Source organism: Sphingomonas parva (ex Maeng et al. 2020) (assembly GCF_004564275.1).
In the GTDB taxonomy this organism is placed as follows: domain Bacteria; phylum Pseudomonadota; class Alphaproteobacteria; order Sphingomonadales; family Sphingomonadaceae; genus Allosphingosinicella; species Allosphingosinicella parva.
The window spans coordinates 83,570-100,415 of the sequence record NZ_SPDV01000007.1; the positions used below are offsets into that span (position 1 = coordinate 83,570).

15 protein-coding genes and 1 riboswitch are annotated in these 16,846 nt (G+C 70.1%); of the genes, 8 read left to right on the forward strand and 7 right to left on the reverse strand.

Annotated features, from left to right (window positions below):
• Positions 1–50: 50 nt before the first annotated feature.
• Complete coding sequence (ilvD, locus tag E2493_RS04410; RefSeq protein ID WP_135084113.1) at positions 51–1,715, forward strand: dihydroxy-acid dehydratase; 1,665 nt, start codon at positions 51–53, stop codon at positions 1,713–1,715.
• Positions 1,716–1,765: 50 nt separating this feature from the next.
• Here ilvD and E2493_RS04415 read toward each other — a convergent pair whose 3' ends face one another.
• Entirely contained in the window at positions 1,766–2,053 is a 288-nt protein-coding gene (locus E2493_RS04415) for a hypothetical protein (protein ID WP_135084115.1), read from the reverse strand.
• 168 nt (positions 2,054–2,221) lie between these two features.
• Here E2493_RS04415 and E2493_RS04420 point away from each other — a divergent pair, with 168 nt between their 5' ends.
• The gene (locus tag E2493_RS04420) at positions 2,222–4,288 is read left to right on the forward strand and encodes a M13 family metallopeptidase (RefSeq protein WP_135084117.1); all 2,067 of its coding nucleotides are present in this window, start codon (positions 2,222–2,224) and stop codon (positions 4,286–4,288) included.
• A gap of 147 nt (positions 4,289–4,435) precedes the next feature.
• Positions 4,436–4,615: a hypothetical protein gene (locus E2493_RS04425; protein ID WP_135084119.1), complete on the forward strand. Its 180-nt coding sequence runs from the start codon at positions 4,436–4,438 to the stop codon at positions 4,613–4,615.
• Positions 4,616–4,703: 88 nt separating this feature from the next.
• Here the strand turns inward: E2493_RS04425 and E2493_RS21065 are convergent, their stop codons facing one another.
• Positions 4,704–5,075 carry a UrcA family protein gene (locus E2493_RS21065; protein WP_167737382.1) on the reverse strand — a complete coding sequence of 124 codons (372 nt, stop codon included), beginning with the start codon at positions 5,073–5,075 and terminating at the stop codon, positions 4,704–4,706.
• A gap of 266 nt (positions 5,076–5,341) precedes the next feature.
• On the opposite strand from E2493_RS21065, the gene E2493_RS04435 reads away from it, so the two are divergent.
• A complete protein-coding gene (locus E2493_RS04435; protein WP_135084123.1) occupies positions 5,342–6,082 on the forward strand; it encodes a hypothetical protein in 741 nt (246 codons plus the stop codon).
• A gap of 73 nt (positions 6,083–6,155) precedes the next feature.
• Entirely contained in the window at positions 6,156–6,644 is a 489-nt protein-coding gene (locus E2493_RS04440) for a VTT domain-containing protein (protein ID WP_135084125.1), read from the forward strand.
• Positions 6,645–6,654: 10 nt separating this feature from the next.
• On the opposite strand, the gene thrC is transcribed toward E2493_RS04440, so the two are convergent.
• From thrC to proB, 5 genes are all read right to left on the reverse strand, one after another.
• The gene (thrC, locus tag E2493_RS04445) at positions 6,655–7,959 is read right to left on the reverse strand and encodes a threonine synthase (protein WP_135084127.1); all 1,305 of its coding nucleotides are present in this window, start codon (positions 7,957–7,959) and stop codon (positions 6,655–6,657) included.
• On the reverse strand, positions 7,956–8,897 hold the full coding sequence (locus E2493_RS04450; protein ID WP_135084129.1) for a homoserine kinase: 942 nt from the start codon (positions 8,895–8,897) through the stop codon (positions 7,956–7,958). Before E2493_RS04450 ends, thrC begins: the two co-directional genes overlap by 4 nt.
• Positions 8,898–8,908: 11 nt before the next feature.
• Complete coding sequence (locus tag E2493_RS04455; protein ID WP_135084132.1) at positions 8,909–10,642, reverse strand: homoserine dehydrogenase; 1,734 nt, start codon at positions 10,640–10,642, stop codon at positions 8,909–8,911.
• A gap of 398 nt (positions 10,643–11,040) precedes the next feature.
• Complete coding sequence (locus E2493_RS04460) at positions 11,041–12,258, reverse strand: glutamate-5-semialdehyde dehydrogenase (protein WP_225421142.1); 1,218 nt, start codon at positions 12,256–12,258, stop codon at positions 11,041–11,043.
• 8 nt (positions 12,259–12,266) lie between these two features.
• Entirely contained in the window at positions 12,267–13,409 is a 1,143-nt protein-coding gene (gene proB / locus E2493_RS04465) for a glutamate 5-kinase (protein ID WP_225421143.1), read from the reverse strand.
• Between the two features lie 134 nt (positions 13,410–13,543).
• On the opposite strand from proB, the gene E2493_RS04470 reads away from it, so the two are divergent.
• The 3 genes from E2493_RS04470 (at position 13,544) to E2493_RS04480 (ending at position 16,684) form a co-directional block, all read left to right on the forward strand.
• On the forward strand, positions 13,544–14,230 hold the full coding sequence (locus E2493_RS04470) for a GntR family transcriptional regulator (RefSeq protein ID WP_135084134.1): 687 nt from the start codon (positions 13,544–13,546) through the stop codon (positions 14,228–14,230).
• A 115-nt stretch (positions 14,231–14,345) separates the two neighbouring features.
• A riboswitch (SAM-I-IV-variant riboswitch) is annotated at positions 14,346–14,454 on the forward strand.
• Positions 14,455–14,484: 30 nt separating this feature from the next.
• Positions 14,485–15,537 (forward strand): homoserine O-succinyltransferase MetX, encoded by a 1,053-nt coding sequence (metX, locus tag E2493_RS04475; protein ID WP_135084136.1) that lies wholly within the window; start codon positions 14,485–14,487, stop codon positions 15,535–15,537.
• Between the two features lies 1 nt (position 15,538).
• The gene (locus E2493_RS04480; RefSeq protein ID WP_135084138.1) at positions 15,539–16,684 is read left to right on the forward strand and encodes a trans-sulfuration enzyme family protein; all 1,146 of its coding nucleotides are present in this window, start codon (positions 15,539–15,541) and stop codon (positions 16,682–16,684) included.
• Positions 16,685–16,846 lie beyond the last annotated feature (162 nt).

Sequence of the window (16,846 nt, forward strand, 5' to 3'; positions counted from 1 at the left end):
GGTGTCCCAAGCACCGAAGATTGTATCCCATTCAGCCCAGGAACAGACAGATGCCCCGCCTGCCTTCCCGCGATTTGGTCGAAGGGCCCGCCCGTGCGCCCGCACGCGCCATGCTCCACGCCGCCGGCTATGATGAGGAGGCGCTGGCCAAGCCGCTGATCGCGATCGTCAACAGCTGGTCGACGGTGACGCCGTGCAACGTGCACCTGCGCGATCTCGCCGACCACGCCCGCCGCGGCATCGAGGAAGCCGGCGGCACGGCGATCGACTTTAACACCATTGTCGTCACCGACGGCATCTCGATGGGCACGCCCGGCATGCGCGCCAGCCTGATGTCGCGCGAGGCGATCGCCGATTCGGCGGAGCTCGCGGTGCGCGGCCACTCGCTCGATGCGGTGCTGTTCCTGGTCGGCTGCGACAAGACCAGTCCCGCCGCGGCGATGGCGGCCGCGCGGCTCGATCTCCCCAGCGTCGTCCTCTACGGCGGATCGATCATGCCGGGCCGCCTGCGCGACAAGGCGCTGACCATCCAGGACGTGTTCGAGGCGGTCGGCGCGCACAGCAGCGGCACGATCGACGACGGCGAACTGAGGGCGGTCGAGAAAGCCGCCTGCCCCGGTGCCGGCGCCTGTGGCGGCCAGTTTACCGCCAACACGATGGCGCTGGCGCTGAGCTTCCTCGGCCTCTCGCCGATGGGCCTCAACGACGTTCCTGCCGTCCATCCCGACAAGCCCGGCGCCGCCTACGAGGCCGGATGGGCGGTCGTCGATGCGGTGCGCGCTGGCCGCAACGCGCGCAGCCTGATCACGCCGGAGAGCCTGCGCAACGCCGCCGTCGCCGGCACCGCGACCGCGGGATCGACCAACCTCGTGCTCCACCTGCTCGCGATCGCGCGCGAGGCCGGTATCGGCGCGGACCAATTCGGCATCGACCTGTTCGACGAGGTCTCCCGAGCGACTCCGGTGATCGCAGACCTCAAGCCGGGCGGCCGCTTCATGGCGCCGGACTTGGCGGCGGCGGGAGGCACGCCGCTGCTCGGACGCCGGCTGATGGACGCGGGGCTGATCACCGACACGCCGACCGTCACCGGGCAGTCGCTCTTCTCCTATTTCGCCGATGCCCAGGAGGCGGAGGGCCAGGAGGTGATCGTGACCGCGGCGGCGCCGATCAAGGCCCGCGGCGGCTTCGGCATCCTCTACGGCAACATCGCGCCGGACGGCTGCGTCGTGAAGCTCGCCGGCCACGGCAAGCTCCGCTTCGACGGACCAGCCAAGGTGTTCGACGGCGAGGAAGCCTGCTTCGAGGCGCTCACCCACGGCGGCATCGAGGCCGGCGACATCGTCGTCATCCGCTACGAAGGTCCGGTCGGCGGGCCAGGCATGCGGGAGATGCTGGCGATCACCGCGGCGATCCAGGGGCGCGGCCTCGGCAACGACGTCGCGCTGGTCACCGACGGCCGCTTTTCCGGAGCGACCTACGGCTTCATGGTCGGCCATGTGACTCCCGAGGCCGCCAAAGGCGGCCCGATCGCGCTGCTGCGCAGCGGCGATCGCATCGTCATCGATGTCGAGCAACGAGTGATCCAGACCGACGCCGATCTCGACGCGCGTACCGCTCCGGAGTGGCGGCCGTCACGCGAGGCGACCGGCGCCTATCGCAAATACGCCCGCCTGGTCGGCTCGGCGAGCGACGGAGCGATCACCAGCGGGATGTAGCCGAGAGGTAGCGGAACCCGACGGCTCGGAGCAGCCGCGTTCGGTGCTGCTCAGGATCGAGACGCGCGGGCGCGGCGTCCCTCGCCGAGCCGCACGAGGATGCTCATCACCGCCATGCCGAGCAGCAGCGCGCCGAAGAACGGCAGGACCTCGGCGGCCGCTACGCCGGCGTGGCGCTCGCCGACCTGTATCGAAGCGATGCCGCCGATCATCAGCGGCAGGGTGAACCGGCTCCAGTTGCGCCGGTCGGCCGCGCCGCGGGCAAAGACCACGTCGTAGACGGCGAGAAGGAAGATGGCGGCGTCCACCGCCAGCATGAGGATCAGGATCGGCTTCATCGCTCGCTCCGTTCAGGACGGGTGGACTGTCTCACACCGCAGGTTCGCGCCGCAACCGCCTTCGAAGCGGCCAAACGCGCAAGATTCGTCAAGCCGGCGCCGCTACGGCTGTTGACCGGCAGCCCGTCATCCTAGCCAAATGCGCAGAGCCAATCTGGGGAGGATGTGATGCGCAAGTCGTTCCTGATCTTGTCGGCGTTCCTGCTGACCGGTGCCGCGACGCCGGCCCTGGCCGACGCGGCGGCCCAGAGCCCGGCCACCGCAATGCCGCAAGCCGCAAAGGCCCGCTACGGGACATGGGGCGCCGACCTCGGGGCCATGGACAGGAGCGTGAAGCCGGGCGACGACTTCTGGCGCTACGTGAACGGCAATTGGGACAAGAGCACGCAGATCGCGGCCGACCGTACCAGCGCCGGCGTCGGCGTGCTGCTCGTCGACCAGGCCGAGGCGCAGGTGAAGGCGATTGTCGAGGACCTCGCCCGCGACCCCGCGAAGTCCGGCCAGATCGGCCGGCAGCTCGGCGACTTCTACGCGAGCTGGATGGACGAGGCGGCGATCGAGGCGCGCGGCATTGCGCCGCTGAAGCCTTACCTGGCGCGGATCGATGCGGTGCGCAGCCGCAGCGACCTGATCAAGCTGTTCGCACGGCCCGGGTACATGAGCCCGATCGGCATCGGCATCCTCCCCGATCCGGCCGATCCCACCCGCTACATCGCGGCCGCCGGTCAGGGCGGCCTGGGCCTGCCGAACCGCGACTATTATTTGCTCGAGGGTGCGAAATACGACGCGATCCGCAAGGGCTATCGCGACTATATCGTGAAGATCCACCAGCTCGCCGGCCTGCCCGACGGAGAGACGAAGGCCGACAGGATCATCGCGCTTGAGACCGCGCTCGCCAGGGTCCACTGGGACCCGGCGCGTCAACGCGACATCAAGCAGATCTACAACCCGATGAACCGGGCCCAGCTGACCGAGCTCGCCCCGCAGCTCGAATGGCCGGCCTTCCTCGAGGCGTCAGGCCTCGCTGGCGTCGACACTGTCATCGCCGCCGAGAAGAGCGCCATCACCGAAACGGGCAAGCTGCTCGACACCATCCCGCTGCAGACCTGGAAGGACTATTCGACCTTCCACTTCATCAGCGCCAACGCGCCGTATCTGCCCAAAGCGTTCGACCAGGCGAATTTCGACTTCTATTCGAAGACGTTGCGCGGCGTGCCGCAGCAGCGAGAGCGCTGGAAGCGCGGTGTCCAGCAGCTCAACACCTTTCTCGGAGAGGGTGTCGGCCGGGTCTATGTCGAGCGGCATTATCCGGCCGAGAGCAACCGGCAGATGACCGAGCTGATCGCCAACCTGCGTGCCGGGCTGGAGACGCGGCTCGCCGCCTCGACCTGGATGGACGAATCGACGAAGGCGCAGGCACGCGCCAAGCTCGCGGCGTTCGATCCCCGGATCGGCCATCCGGCGAAATGGATCGATTACAGCAGCCTGAAGGTCGATCGGAACGACCTGCTCGGCAATGCCATCCGGGGCAACGAGTTCGCTTGGAACCTGCAGCTCTCGCGGCTCGGCAAGCCGGTCGATCGTGCGCTCTGGGACATGAACCCGCAGGAGGTGAACGCTTATTACAACCCCCTGATGAATCAGATCACCGTCCCCGCGGCCATCCTGCAGGCGCCCTATTTCGATCCGGCGGCGGATCCGGCGGTGAACTACGGCGGGATCGGCGCGATCATCGGCCATGAGATCGGCCACGGCTTCGACGATCAGGGCCGCCAGTTCGACGCCAGCGGCAAGATCCGTGACTGGTGGACGGCGACGTCGGGAGAGCAGTTCACCGCCCGCGCGGCGAAGCTCGGCGCCCAATATGACCAGTACGAGGCGATCCCCGGCACGAGGATCAACGGCAAGCTCACCATGGGCGAGAATATCGGCGATCTCGGCGGGCTCGAGATGGCCTACGCCGCGTACCGCCGGCACGTCGCCCAGCATGGCGAGCCGCCGGTGATCGACGGCATGACCGGCGATCAGCGCTTCTTCATCGCCTACGCACAGGCGTGGCGCTCGAAGATCCGGGAGGATGCGCTGCGCGAGCGGCTGCTCACCGATCCGCACAGTCCGCCTTATTATCGGGTCAACGGCATCGTCCGGAACGTCGACGCCTGGTACAAGGCGTTCGACGTCAAGCCGGGCGACAAGATGTACCTGCCGCCCGAGCAGAGGGTCAGCATCTGGTGAGCGGGAGGGGGAGCCGCGGCTCCCCTTTCCATTTTACGAAGCGACGAGCGAGAGCCGCGCTGGATGGCCGGCGGAGCTGCTTGTGCGCTGCAGCAAAATACCGTATAAATACGTACGACTCAACGATATCTCGCGACGGGGACAGGCATGCGACTCTACGCGTTCCGTTACGGGCAGCGCGACAATGCGCGCACCGAAGAGCTCTACTTCCGCGACGACCGCTCGGCGCTCGATTATGCGATGCCGGCGGCTGCCGGCGGCGGCGTCGAGATCTGGCAGGACGAGACGTTGCTCGTCTGCATGGAGAAATGGGGCGACGCAGCCTGAGCGGTCTTTGCGCCCGCCATTCCCCGGGATTCACCAATTATCGTCTCGCACTCCGTCCCCTCCCGCAGGAGGGGACCGAAGCCGCCAGTCAGCGCGCCGGCGCGGAGATCGTCAGGCTGCTCAGCGTGGCGCTTGCCAGCGTCGGATTGGTCCGGGACTGATCCAGCGCCAGCTCGATCTGCGGCCGAGCGCCTTTCCAGGCGTAGGTGTGGCAGGACGCTTCCTGGACATAATCGCCGGCAGCGCTGCAGACGAAGCGGACCGCACCGGATACCCGCCGCATCAGCGCCTTTTCTCCGGCAGGCGTCGCAAGGTCGAGGTCGTTGAAGGCGACCACGCGGGTCGCGCGGCCCTCGTGATCCGCCGCGGGGCGCTGCCCGGTCACCACCGGCTCGGCAAAGGCCGGGGAGATCGCGAGCGTGAGAAGGGCGGCGGCGCAAAGGGGAGATGTGCTCTTCATCGCTTTTCTCCTGGGCCGGGAACGGGCCCGAGTTCCTGTCTCCCCGATCCTGGAAGCGCCCGCACGCGCGTTGCGACATGGGTCAGGCCAGCGACGATCAAGCGCGAAAATCTCGACGAAGGTCCTGATGGCGTCGACGAACGGCGGAAGGCTTGCGTCGCTTCGCATGCATGCAGGTGCCCGACTCGCATGGTCGGCGTTTCGACTGCCCGTTGCGGTTTCGCGACATTTGCCGATCGGCATGCGACGCAATAGGCACTCTCCGGATGTTCGCAGCCCCGCCCGATCCGCACCGACACCGCCGCCGGCTGGCTTCGATGCTGCTCGTGGGCGTGCTGCACGCGGGTCTCCTGTTCCTGCTGTGGGCGCTGGCTCCGTCGCCGATGCGGCTGCTCGAGCCGAAACGCGGTGCGACCCTGATCACGCTGGTGCCCGAGGCGGAGTCCGAGGCGCCCGCGCCCACGCCGCAAGCGGACCGCAGGCAAGCCCCGGCGTCGGCTCAGGCCGCCTCGGCGCGCGCCGAGGCAGCGCCCCCGCCACCGAGGGTGCAGCTGCCGGCTGCCGCGACCCAAGGCTGGTCTTTCGAGCTGATGCCAGGAATGGAGAAGTTCGACCTGGCATCGCTACCGCGGGCCGCAGCACCTCCGGGAGGCGGCGCGGGGGCCGGGGAAAGTGCCGCTGCGGACATCGGCGGCAAGGTGCCCGGACGGGATCGGCTGTTCCCGGCCCAGTGGCAGCGCAAGCCGAGCCGCGCCGAGCTCGCCGCCTATCTTCCGCCCGGCCTCCGCCAGACCGGCTTCGGCATCATTGCCTGCCGAACGGTCGAGAACTTCCGGGTCGAGGATTGCGAGGAGCTCGACCAGTCGCCCGGCTCCGGTCTCGCCGGCGCCGTCCGCCAGGCGGCGTGGCAGTTCCGCGTCCTGCCGCCGCGCGTCGGAGGCCGCTCGCTGGTCGGCGCCTGGGTGAGGATCCGCATCGACTATAGCGAAGGCCAGCCCGAAGCCTGACGTCCGGCTCGCCGCCGGCACGGCGCGTCGACGGTGCCGGAACCGTGGCCGCGCGCAAGGCGCTGATGGCGGCATGGAAATCGCCGGTTTCGACTGGACTGCAATCGAAAGCCTCGGCGCGGCTCTGGCCTTCGCGGAAAGCGAGGCCGCCGTGGCCGGCGCCTTCTTCCTGGGAACCACGGCGCTCGTCGCCTGCTGCGTACCGGGCGGCATCGCCGCGATGGCGATCTCCGCCGCAGCCTTGCTCGAGACCTGGCTGGCGATCCCGGCGGTCGCTTTGGGCGCCCTCGCCGCCAGCCAGATCCTGTTCCTGGGGATACGCCGCATCGACGGCGGTCGAACCCGGGCGAGGCTCGGCGCGCGGCTGCAGACGTTCGAGCAGCGCTTCGCCCGCTACGGCCCCTGGTACATCGTCGGACTTCGCATGTTCGGCGCACCGCATTTCCTGGTCACTGCGGCGAGTGCCCTCCTGCCGCTGCGCGCGGGCGTGTTCGCCGCCGCCACGATCGCCGGCTTCCTGCCGGGGATCACGCTCGCCGCGGCGGCGGGATCGGCGCTGTAGCCGATGCCGGTCAGGCGGCGGCGCGGCTCTCCCCGTCCAGAGCCTCGGCCAGAGCCGCCAGCTCCGCCGGGACGGTGGACTTGCGCGCGACGCGGCCGAGGATTGCCGCCAGGGCGGGCGGCGCCTCGACCGGCGCGCCGATCAGCGGCTCTATGGCCTCGGCGAACTTGAACGGATGGGCGGTGGCGGCGGCGATCCACGGACGCGCCGCCTGTTCCTCGGACGACAGCCGCGACCAGGCCTCGGCCGCCGTCGCCGAATGCGGGCACCAGACGTAGCCGGTCCTGTCGAACTCGGTCTTCACCCGCGACCGGATCGCCGAATCGGTGACGAGATCGACGCGGATGTCCGAAGCCTCGGGCGACAACGCGCTCAGCCGCTCGAAATTGCTCGGCGTGCCGACGTCCATGGCGTTGGCGATGGTGGCGATCGAGGCGCGGGGCACATAGGCTCCGCTCGCCCACCAGTCCGCCAGGGTTCGGTTGGCGTTGGTGACGAGCAGCACCGGGCCGATCGGCAGGCCGAGCGCACGGGCATAGAACGTGGCGAAGCCGTGGCCGAGGTTGCCGGTCGGAACGACGAAGCCAGGCTTCTCCCCCGTCTCCGCGAACAGGCGGAGAGCGGCATGGCCGACATAGGCCATCTGCGGCAACAGCCGGCCGATGTTGATCGAGTTGGCCGAGGTCAGGCGGTGGCGATCGCTCAGACCGCGGTCGGCAAAGGCGGCCTTCACCAGCCGCTGGCAATCGTCGAAATCGCCCTCCACCTCGAGAGCGCGCACCGGCGCACCCCAGCAGGTGAGCTGCAGCTCCTGGAAGGGCGACACGCGGCCTTTGGGAAAGAGGATCAGGGCGCGCACCGCCGCACGACCTTCCGCAGCGCAGCCGACCGCACCACCGGTGTCCCCGGAGGTCGCGGCGAGAACCGTCAGCGGATCCGCCGGATCGCCGATCCGATCGAAGCAGGCCATCAGGAAGCGCGCGCCGAAATCCTTGAAGGCGCCGGTCGGGCCGTGGAAGAGCTCCAGGGCGCGCAGGCTCGGCCGCGCCGCGTCGGGAGTCACCAGCGGCACCGGAAAGTCGAACGCCTCCGCACAGATCCGCGGCAGCTCGGGCTCGAGCGGGTCTCCCTCGAAGAACGGGGCGAGCATCGCGGCGGCGAAGCCGGCGAGATCCATGCCGGGATCGAGCCGGGTCACGTCGAGCGCCGGCAGCGTCTCGGGCATGTAGAGGCCACCGTCCGGCGCGGCGCCGTTGCGGATCGCCTGGCTGAGCGAGACGGCGGGGGAGCTCCGGCGTGTGCTGACGAACCTCACGCCACTTCCTCGCTGACCCGTTCGACGCGAACGCCCTGGGAGGCGACCGGCGCACGATAGGCCCGGGCGGCGATGCCCGCCTCTACGAAGCTCCAGGACATCGCATCCTCGACCGCATCGGCGTCCTTCTCCAAGGCCCAGGCGAAGACCGACGGACCCGAGCCGGAGAAGGAGCAGCCCAAGGCGCCCGCCGCCAGCGCCGCTCCCTTGAGCTCGGGCAGAACGGGGAGGAGATGCTGCCGCTGCGGCTCGACCAGCACGTCCTCGAGTCCGGCGCGGATCAGGCCGAGATCACCGGCCGCGCAGCCGGCGACGAAGGCGGCGACCCGCCGGCTGTGCTCGACGACCAGCGGCATCGGCACCTCCTTGCGAAGAATGCCGCGCGCCATCCTGGTCTCCACCTTCACGGCGGGGTGCAGGACGATCGACACCACGCCCTTAGGCACCGGCAGCCTCTGGACCAGAGGCGGATCCTCGCTGGCGGCGAGCACCAGTCCGCCGAGCAGGCTCGCCATGACATTGTCCCAATGCGGCGGATCGGACGCGATCCGCTCCCCCTCGAGCGCGAAGGGAAGCAGCTGCGCGACCGAAAACGGCTCGCCGAGCAGGGCGTTGGCGGCGGCGGCGCCGGCGACGGCGGAGGCCGCCGAGCCGCCCATTCCGGCGGCGAGCGGCACGCCCTTGTCGATGTCCAGCCGCATGCCGTGCGGCGCCCCGGCGGCATCGAGCACCGCCTGGGCGGCGGCAAGAGCGGTGTTGCTGGAGGGGCTCGGGGGAAGGCTCGCGACCAAGCCCGAGACGGAACCGAGGCGGACGCCCGGCGCATCCTCGCGCACCGCCGTCACCCGGTCGCGCGCGGCGTCGAAGGCCTGGCCGAGGATGTCGAAGCCGACCCCGACATTGCCGATGCTGGCGGGTGCGCTCGCAGAAGCCTGCATCACCGATCCCTTCAGGCCAGGAGCTTCAGCGACACCGGGGCGGGGAGATCCGCCGGCACCCGGCCGAGCAGCGCCCGCTGCGCGTCCATCACGTCTGCGAACACCGCCGTTGCCGTCGGCCATCTGCCGGCTCCCTTGCCGAATACCTGATGCACCATGCCGCTGCCATCGGTAACGAGGAAGCGGTTTTCCTCGTTGCGGGCGCCGGCGAGCGGATGCGCCACCGGCAGCGCGACGACGCGCACCTCGGCCTCGATGCTGCCGTCGGGAAGGCGGCGGCATCGGCCGACCTGCTTCAGCACCTCGCCGCGGGCGAGCGCCGCCTGCGCCGCCTCCGGCGTCACGTCGCGCAGGCTCTCCTTGGCGATGCGGTCGGGCAACAGCGCCACGCCGAATGCTTCGCGGATCAGGATCGAGAGCTTGTCGGCGGCATCGTGGCTGTCGACGTCCGCGGCGGGATCGGCCTCGGCATAGCCGAGCTCCTGCGCCTGAGCGACGGCATCGTCGAAGCTCCAGCCTTCACCGAGGCGGCTGAGCAGATAATTGCACGTGCCGTTCATCACGCCTTCCAGCGCGACGACGTCGCCGTCAAGCCGCTTCAACGTCTCGAGGATCGGGGCGCCGCCGCCGACCGCGGCAGAATAGCGGATGGCGCCGCCGCCCGCCTCGGCACAGGCGTGGAGCGGATCGTAATATTTGGCGACCGCCGCCTTGTTGGCCGTGACCACCTGCGCGCCGTGGTGGAGTGCCGAGAGCATCAGCTCGGCCGGACGGTCGGCGCCGCCGAGCAGCTCGATGACCAGATCGGGATTCCCTGCCAGCGCCTCCGAGAGCTGGGCGGTATAGCGGCCGGGATCGCCATATTTGGCGGGGCGGCGGACCAGCACCGGATTGACCTCGAAGAGGTCCGGCCGCGACTGGAGATAGGCGAGAACCCCGGCGCCGACGGCGCCGCAGCCGAGCAGCGCGACGCGGAGCCGCTCCGGCTTCGGCGGCCGCGCCTTTCTTGCGGGCACATGGGCGATCGTCGTTGCCTCGGCCGAGCCCAGCGCCGCCACCTCGATCAACACGTCCTCCTTCTCCGCCGCCCGGATCGCCTTTGGCTGGATCAGCCCGGCGCTGGCGGCCTCGGCCTCGGCATAGCGCATCTGCGAGAACCGCTCGGCGGCGGGATTCCTGGCAGGATCCTCGGCATAGACGCCGTCAACGTCCTTGATCAGCCTCACCCGGTGGGCATCGAGCCGCGCCGCGAAGAACACCGCGCTGAGGTCGGTGCCGCCACGGCCGAGGGTCACCACGCCATGCTCGGCGTGGCGGGCCGTGAAGCCGGGCACGACGACCACGTCGTGCGCGGCGAGCTTCGCCCGGACCGCCTCGGCGTCGAGGCCGACGAGGTTGGCGTCGAGCGCTTCCCCCTCGGCGACCAGCCCCATCTCCTCCGGATCCATGGTACAGGCCCGCACGCCCACCTTGGCGAGCGCGAGCGCCATCAGCGCGGCGGAATGGAGCTCGCCGCAACGGGCGACCCGGGCGACGAGGGTATCGGGACCGCCGCTGCCGACGCGCTCCGCCTGGTCGAGCAGCGCGTCGGTCTCGCCGGCGAGCGCGGAGACGACCGCCACGACTTTCTCTCCGTCGCGCACGTGCCGGTAAATCTCGAGGGCGACCGCCGGATAGTCGGCCTCGGTGCAGAGCACCGAACTTCCGAATTTCAGGACGCAGAGACGCTGGTTGTCGTCGGTCATCGAAATCGCCTTCAGATCTGATGTGGAACGGGACATTGGGATAAAAAAAACCCGCTCACCTTGGGGGGGAGCGGGTTGAAAGCTCGGATCTCTCGGATCGTCAGCCGCTCGCCCCCCGGAACCGGGTGGTGATGGTGATAATCGTCGTCATCATCGAGCACGCAGCACCGCCCGCCGTGCCTGGGGCACGCGTGAGAAACGGGTTGGCGCTGCGAAGGGACAATGCACGATACCTCGGTTTGGGATCCCATATGTGCCGGGCAGAAGCCGAGTCGTCAACCGCAAAAAGGGCGCCTTCGTAGAATTGCGATCGAAACGTATGATTTGGGATACAATCTACCTCGCGTAGCCTCTCCCCCTTTCGAAGAAGGCGCGAGCGACGGAACGCGGGCCTCTTGCTACGGCCGGGTCTGGCCGGTGCCGCGAACGACATATTTGAAGCTGGTGAGCTGCTCCGGTCCGACCGGTCCGCGGGCGTGGAGCTTGCCGGTGGCGATCCCGATTTCCGCACCGAAGCCGAACTCGCCGCCGTCGGCGAACTGAGTCGAGGCGTTCCAGATCACGATGGCGCTGTCGACGCGGTCGAGGAAAGCCTCGGCCGCAACCGGATCCTCCGCCACGATCGCTTCGGTGTGGCCGGTGCCGTAGCGGGCGATATGGGCGACGGCCCCGGCGACTCCGTCGACGAGCCGGACGGCGAGGATCGGCGCGAGATATTCGGTCGCCCAGTCCGCCTCGGCGGCGGCGGCCATAGGTACGATCGCGCGGGCGCCCGCGTCGCCGCGCAGCTCGCATCCTTGGAGCGCCTCGGCGAGGCGCGGCAGCAGCACGGGCGCGGCGGCGCGGTCGACGAGCAGGGTCTCGGTCGCGCCGCACACCGAGACGCGACGCAGCTTGGCGTTCGCGACGATCTCGGCGGCCATTACGGGGTCCGCCGATTCGTGGACATAGGTGTGGCAGACACCCTCGAGATGGCCGAGCGTCGGCACCCTGGCGTCGCGGCTCACCCGCTCGACCAGGGCCTTGCCGCCGCGCGGGATGATCAGATCGATCGCGCCGGACAGGCCCTCGAGCATCATGCCTACGGCCGCACGATCGGCGGTGGCGACGATCTGGACCGCGCCGGCGGGAATGCCGGTCTCGGCGAGACCCGCCGCCAGCGCGCGATGGAGGGCGAGCGCGCTGCGCAGCGCCTCGCTCCCCGAGCGCAGGATGATGGCGTTGCCCGAGCGCAGGCAGATCGCCGCCGCATCGGCGGTGACGTTGGGCCGGCTTTCGTAGATCATGCCGATCACGCCGATCGGCGTGCGCACGCGGGCGATGTCGAGGCCGTTCGGCCGCTGCCAGCGCGCGATCTCGGCGCCGACCGGATCCGGCAGATCGGCCACTGCCTCGACCGCGGCGGCGATCCCCTCCAGCCGCGCGTCGTTCAGAAGGAGGCGGTCGACCATGGCCGTGGCCGCGCCGACGTCCGCGGCATTGGCGGCGAGGATGGCGCCGGCCTCGGCCCGGATGTGGCGGGCCATCGCCCGAATCGCCTCGGAGCGCGCCTCGGCCGACAGGCTGCGCAGCACGTCCGCCGCCAGCCGTGCCTGACGGCCCATTTGGTTCATCATGTCCTGCATCAGACCAGCACCAGATCGTCCCTGTGAATCAGCTCGTCCGGGCCACTATAGCCCAGCCGCTCCGCGATGGCCGCGCTGACGCAGCCGGCGATCGCCTGCGCCTCGGCCGAGGTATAGGCGCTGAGGCCGCGTGCGACCTCGCGCCCCGCCGGATCGAGCACGCGCAGGCAAACTCCGCGTTCGAACACGCCGCCCACCGCGCGAACGCCGGCCGGCAGCAGGCTCTTGCCGCCCGCCAGGGCCCGAACCGCGCCCTCGTCGATCGTGACCGAGCCCGCCGGCTCCAGCGTTCCCGCGATCCACTGCTTGTACGCCCCGGCGGGCGAACCGGAGGCCGCGATCACGGTGGCGCGGGCGCCGTGCTGAAGCGCGCGGAGCGGATTGGCCGCATGGCCGTGCGCGATGATCGTGGCGCAGCCGAAGCCGCGCGCGATCCGCGCCGCGGCGATCTTGGTGCGCATGCCCCCGGTCCCGACCCCGGCGCTCCCCGCCCCGCCGGCGAAACCCTCGATCGTCTCGTCGATCGCATCGAGGAAGGGGAGATGCTCGGCACCGGGCTCCCGAGACGGATCGGCGGTGTAGAGGCCGTCGACGTCGGACAGGAGGATGAGGACGTCGCTGCGGATCATCTGGGCGACCCGGGCCGAGAGCCGATCGTTGTCGCCGTAGCGCAGCTCCTCGGTCGCGACGCTGTCGTTCTCGTTGACCACCGGCAGGGCACCCTCGCGCAGCAGCACTTCCATGGTCGCCCTGGCATTGAGCCAGCGGCGGCGCGATTCGGTGTCCTCGACGGTGAGCAGCAGCTGCGCCGTCGGGATCCCGGCACGGGCCATCGCCGCCTCCCAGGCCGCCATCAGCCGGGGCTGCCCGGCCGCCGCGGCCGCCTGCTTGAGATCGAGCCGGGCCGACCGCTTGAGGCCGAGCTTGCCGCGTCCGAGCGCGACCGCGCCCGACGAGACGACGACGGTGTGCTTGCCCGCAGCGCGAAGGGCGGCGAGGTCCTCGGCGACGCTGTCCAGCCAGGCACGGCGAACATCCTCGCCCTCGATCAGCAGCGAGGAGCCGATCTTCACGGTGACGCGCCGCGCCGCGGCGATACGCCCCGCCGCGTCGTTCATCCCGCGCTGTTCGACTCCGCTCATGCGCGCGAGCCTAGGAAGCGCTGTTGCGCCGCACAACAAAGATTGTATCCCGAGTTGTGGACGGGGACCCTGCCTCCCAGCTATGAGGCTGCGCGAGAGAGCGGGACAACCCCCCGTTCGGGACCGGAGAGAGCGTGGAAAGCCCCGTAGCGCAGCGTATTCGTGAACTGATCGTCGAGGGCACGCTTGCCCCCGGCACCCGTGTCGCCGAAGCGGCGATCGCCGAGCGGCTCGGAGTCTCCCGCACGCCGGTGCGCAACGCGCTCCCCGCTCTCGCGATGGAAGGCCTGCTCGAGCCCGCCGGCAAGCGCGGCTGGGCTGTCCGCGGCTTCAGCGTCGAGGACAGCTTCCGAGGCACCGAGATTCGCTGCCTGCTCGAAGGCTATGCGGCGCGCGAGCTTGCCGCCCGTCCCGACCGCGGTCCGGTCGTCGCCGAGCTGCGCGACTGCCTTGCCGAAGGCGACGCGATCTTCGCCAAGGGCCATGTCGTCAAGGAAGACGAGGAGGCCTATGGCCGGATGAACCGCCGCTTCCACGACACGATCAACAGCGGCGCGCGCGATCCCCTGCTCTCCGATCTCATCCACCGCGTTTACGCGGTGCCGTTCGTCGCACCGGCCGTGGTCGCGTTCAACCGCGTGCCGCTCGAGGAGATCTTCCCGATCCTCGTCTCCGGCCATCACCAGCACCACGCCATCGTCGACGCCATCGAAGCCGGCCAGCCCGACGTCGCCGAGACGCTGATGCGCGGCCACAGCTCGCCGGCGCGCCGCAGCCTGGGACTCGACAAGCTCCCCGAGATCGCCTTGCCCGACGTCTGACATCGGATGCGAAGAGGCCCCGGCAGCCTCGACCCGGGCGCGACGCTCTTGCGGAGAGCCCGTACTTGACCTGTTAAGCCCGCGCGCCGTAAGGAGGGGCATCGGACGCCCAGCGTCCGTGCATCAAGAGTGGGTCATCTCGACCCACGCCAACCTGCCCAGCCCGGGCAAGGTGGCGGTCCCAGCGGGACGATGCGGCCGAGACGGCAACGAACCGGGTCTCTCAGCCACATCTCCCGAGCGAAGGTAGGAAGATGGAACTGAGTCTCGATCCCGTCCCCGGCATCGTCCCCGCGCCCGCTGCGCGTGCGATGGCGCGGCCGAAGCTCGGCCTTGCATTCGGTGGACGAGCCGAGGAGGTGGGCGGCGGCACGGAGCCCCTGTTCCTCGACGTCGAGGTCCCGCTTCCCGCCGCCCTCGCCCATCTCGGCGGCAGCACGCGGGCCACCGCGACCGGCAACCCGAAAGGCAAGACGGTGGTCGTCCTCGGCGGCATCTCCGGCAACCGTTTCGTCGCCGGCTCCGGCGACGGCGCGCCGGGCTGGTGGCCCGGTCTGGTCGGCAGCGGGCGCGCCGTCGATCCCGCGCGCCACCTGATCGTCGGCCTCGATTTCGCCGCGGATTCCGCCGGCCGCGTCGCGCCGACCACCGCAGAGCAGGCGCAGGTGCTGCTCGCCGCGCTCGACCGGCTCGGCCGCGCGCGGGCCGACGTGGTGATCGGCGCCTCCTACGGCGGCATGGTCGCGCTCGCCCTGGCGGAGATCGCCCCCGCGCGGGTCGGCAGCCTGATCGTGATCTCCGCCGGCGGAGAGCCGCATCCGCTCTCGACGGCCAATCGCGAGCTCCAGCGCCGCGTCGTCGCGCTCGGCATCGAAAGCGGCAAGGCCGACGAGGCTCTCGCCATCGCCCGCGGCATGGCGATGCTGACCTACCGCACGCCGGACGAATTCGCCGGGCGGTTCGAGGGCGGGATCGATGCCTGTTGTCCCCATACGGCATCGGCTCCGGGCGCCTATCTGCGCGCCCGCGGCAGCGCTTTCCGGGCGGTGATGTCGCCCGAGCGCTTCCTCAGCCTCTCCGGATCGATCGACCGCCACCGGGTCGATCCGTCGCGCATCGCCTGCCCCGTGCTGCTGATCGGCGCCGACAGCGATCAATTGGTCCCGCCGGACCAGATGCGCGCGCTGGCCGGACGCCTCGCCGGGCCTTCCGAGCTCCACCTCCTGCCTTGCCTCTACGGCCATGACATGTTCCTGAAGGAGGCCGAGGCGGTCGGGCGGATCATCGCTCCCTTCCTGGCGCGCTGAGATGGGCGAGACCCGCAAGCCGGCGACCATCGTCGCCGCCGCGCATGTTGCGCGCGACCCGGGCTTTCGCGGCGTCGTCCCCCCGGTCGTCGTCTCCGACACCTATCAATGGGAGGATTCGGACACCAAGCCGGACTATGATTACTCCCGCACCGTCAGCCCCAATCGCGATCTGGTGATCGACGCGCTGGCGGCGCTCGAGGGCGCGGCCGGCGGAGTCGTCACCGGCAGCGGCCAATCGGCCGCGCTCCTCGCCCTGCTGATCCTGCCGGCCGGCGCCCATGTCGTCGCGCCCCACGATTGCTACGGCGGGACCTATCGGCTGATTAAAGGTCTGGAGGACCAGGGCAAGCTGCGGGCCAGCTTCGTCGACATGGCCGATCCGGCCGCGCTCGCCGACGTGCTCGACGGCGGCGCGGACCTGCTGTGGATCGAGACCCCCAGCAATCCTTTGCTCCGGGTGACCGACATCGCCCGGGTGGCGGCGGCCGGACGCTCGGCAGGCGCGCTGGTCTGCGCCGACAACACGCTCGCCACGCCGCTGCGCCAGAGACCGCTGGCGCTCGGCTGCGACCTCGTCATGCATTCGACGACCAAGGCGCTGAACGGCCATTCGGACCTGTTCGGCGGCGCGCTGCTCGCCGGCGATCCCGCACTGGTCGAGCAGCTCCAATGGTGGTCGAACGCCGCCGGGCTCAACGCCTCGGCCCAGGACAGCGCGCAATTGCTGCGCGGGCTGCGCACCCTCAATCTGCGGCTCGACCGGCAGGAAGCGAGTGCGCGGCGAGTCGCCGAGTGGCTCGCGGCCCATCCCAAGGTGCAGGGGGTGAACTATCCCGGTCTGGCGGATCATCCCGGCCATGAGGTCGCCGCTGCCCAGCAGGACGGGCCGGGCTTCATGATCAGCTTCCGGGTGCGCGGCGACGCTCCGGCGTTCCTCGCCGCGCTCGAGCTCGTCACCCTCGCCTCCTCGCTGGGCAGCTTCGCGACCTTGATCTGCAAGCCCGCGACGATGACCCACCGCGGCATGCCGCCCGAGGCACAGGCCGAGGCTGGAATCGCGCCCGACCTCCTCCGCCTCTCGGTCGGCCTCGAGGATGCCGACGACCTGATCGCGGACCTGGAGCGCGGCTTCTCCCGCCTCTGAGCCGTCGAGTTTCCTGCGCCGGGCTCGCCACCTGAGGCGCCGAAGACACTCGAGCGGACGCACAGGACGGTCCCGTGTCGAAACGGGCGGCAGCGTGAACCGGACGCTGCTCACCAAGATCACCGGCTGCGGTGGCAAGTCGGCGCGTTGCCGGTGGATAGA

What these genes read in the sequence shown, in the direction of transcription:
- ilvD (WP_135084113.1), top strand. Translation starts at nt 51, where the DNA reads ATGCCCCGCCTGCCTTCCCGCGATTTGGTCGAAGGGCCCGCCCGTGCG.
- E2493_RS04415 (WP_135084115.1), bottom strand. Translation starts at nt 2,053, where the DNA reads ATGAAGCCGATCCTGATCCTCATGCTGGCGGTGGACGCCGCCATCTTC.
- E2493_RS04420 (WP_135084117.1), top strand. Translation starts at nt 2,222, where the DNA reads ATGCGCAAGTCGTTCCTGATCTTGTCGGCGTTCCTGCTGACCGGTGCC.
- E2493_RS04425 (WP_135084119.1), top strand. Translation starts at nt 4,436, where the DNA reads ATGCGACTCTACGCGTTCCGTTACGGGCAGCGCGACAATGCGCGCACC.
- E2493_RS21065 (WP_167737382.1), bottom strand. Translation starts at nt 5,075, where the DNA reads ATGAAGAGCACATCTCCCCTTTGCGCCGCCGCCCTTCTCACGCTCGCG.
- E2493_RS04435 (WP_135084123.1), top strand. Translation starts at nt 5,342, where the DNA reads ATGTTCGCAGCCCCGCCCGATCCGCACCGACACCGCCGCCGGCTGGCT.
- E2493_RS04440 (WP_135084125.1), top strand. Translation starts at nt 6,156, where the DNA reads ATGGAAATCGCCGGTTTCGACTGGACTGCAATCGAAAGCCTCGGCGCG.
- E2493_RS04450 (WP_135084129.1), bottom strand. Translation starts at nt 8,897, where the DNA reads ATGCAGGCTTCTGCGAGCGCACCCGCCAGCATCGGCAATGTCGGGGTC.
- E2493_RS04455 (WP_135084132.1), bottom strand. Translation starts at nt 10,642, where the DNA reads ATGACCGACGACAACCAGCGTCTCTGCGTCCTGAAATTCGGAAGTTCG.
- E2493_RS04460 (WP_225421142.1), bottom strand. Translation starts at nt 12,258, where the DNA reads ATGATGAACCAAATGGGCCGTCAGGCACGGCTGGCGGCGGACGTGCTG.
- proB (WP_225421143.1), bottom strand. Translation starts at nt 13,409, where the DNA reads ATGAGCGGAGTCGAACAGCGCGGGATGAACGACGCGGCGGGGCGTATC.
- metX (WP_135084136.1), top strand. Translation starts at nt 14,485, where the DNA reads ATGGAACTGAGTCTCGATCCCGTCCCCGGCATCGTCCCCGCGCCCGCT.
- E2493_RS04480 (WP_135084138.1), top strand. Translation starts at nt 15,539, where the DNA reads ATGGGCGAGACCCGCAAGCCGGCGACCATCGTCGCCGCCGCGCATGTT.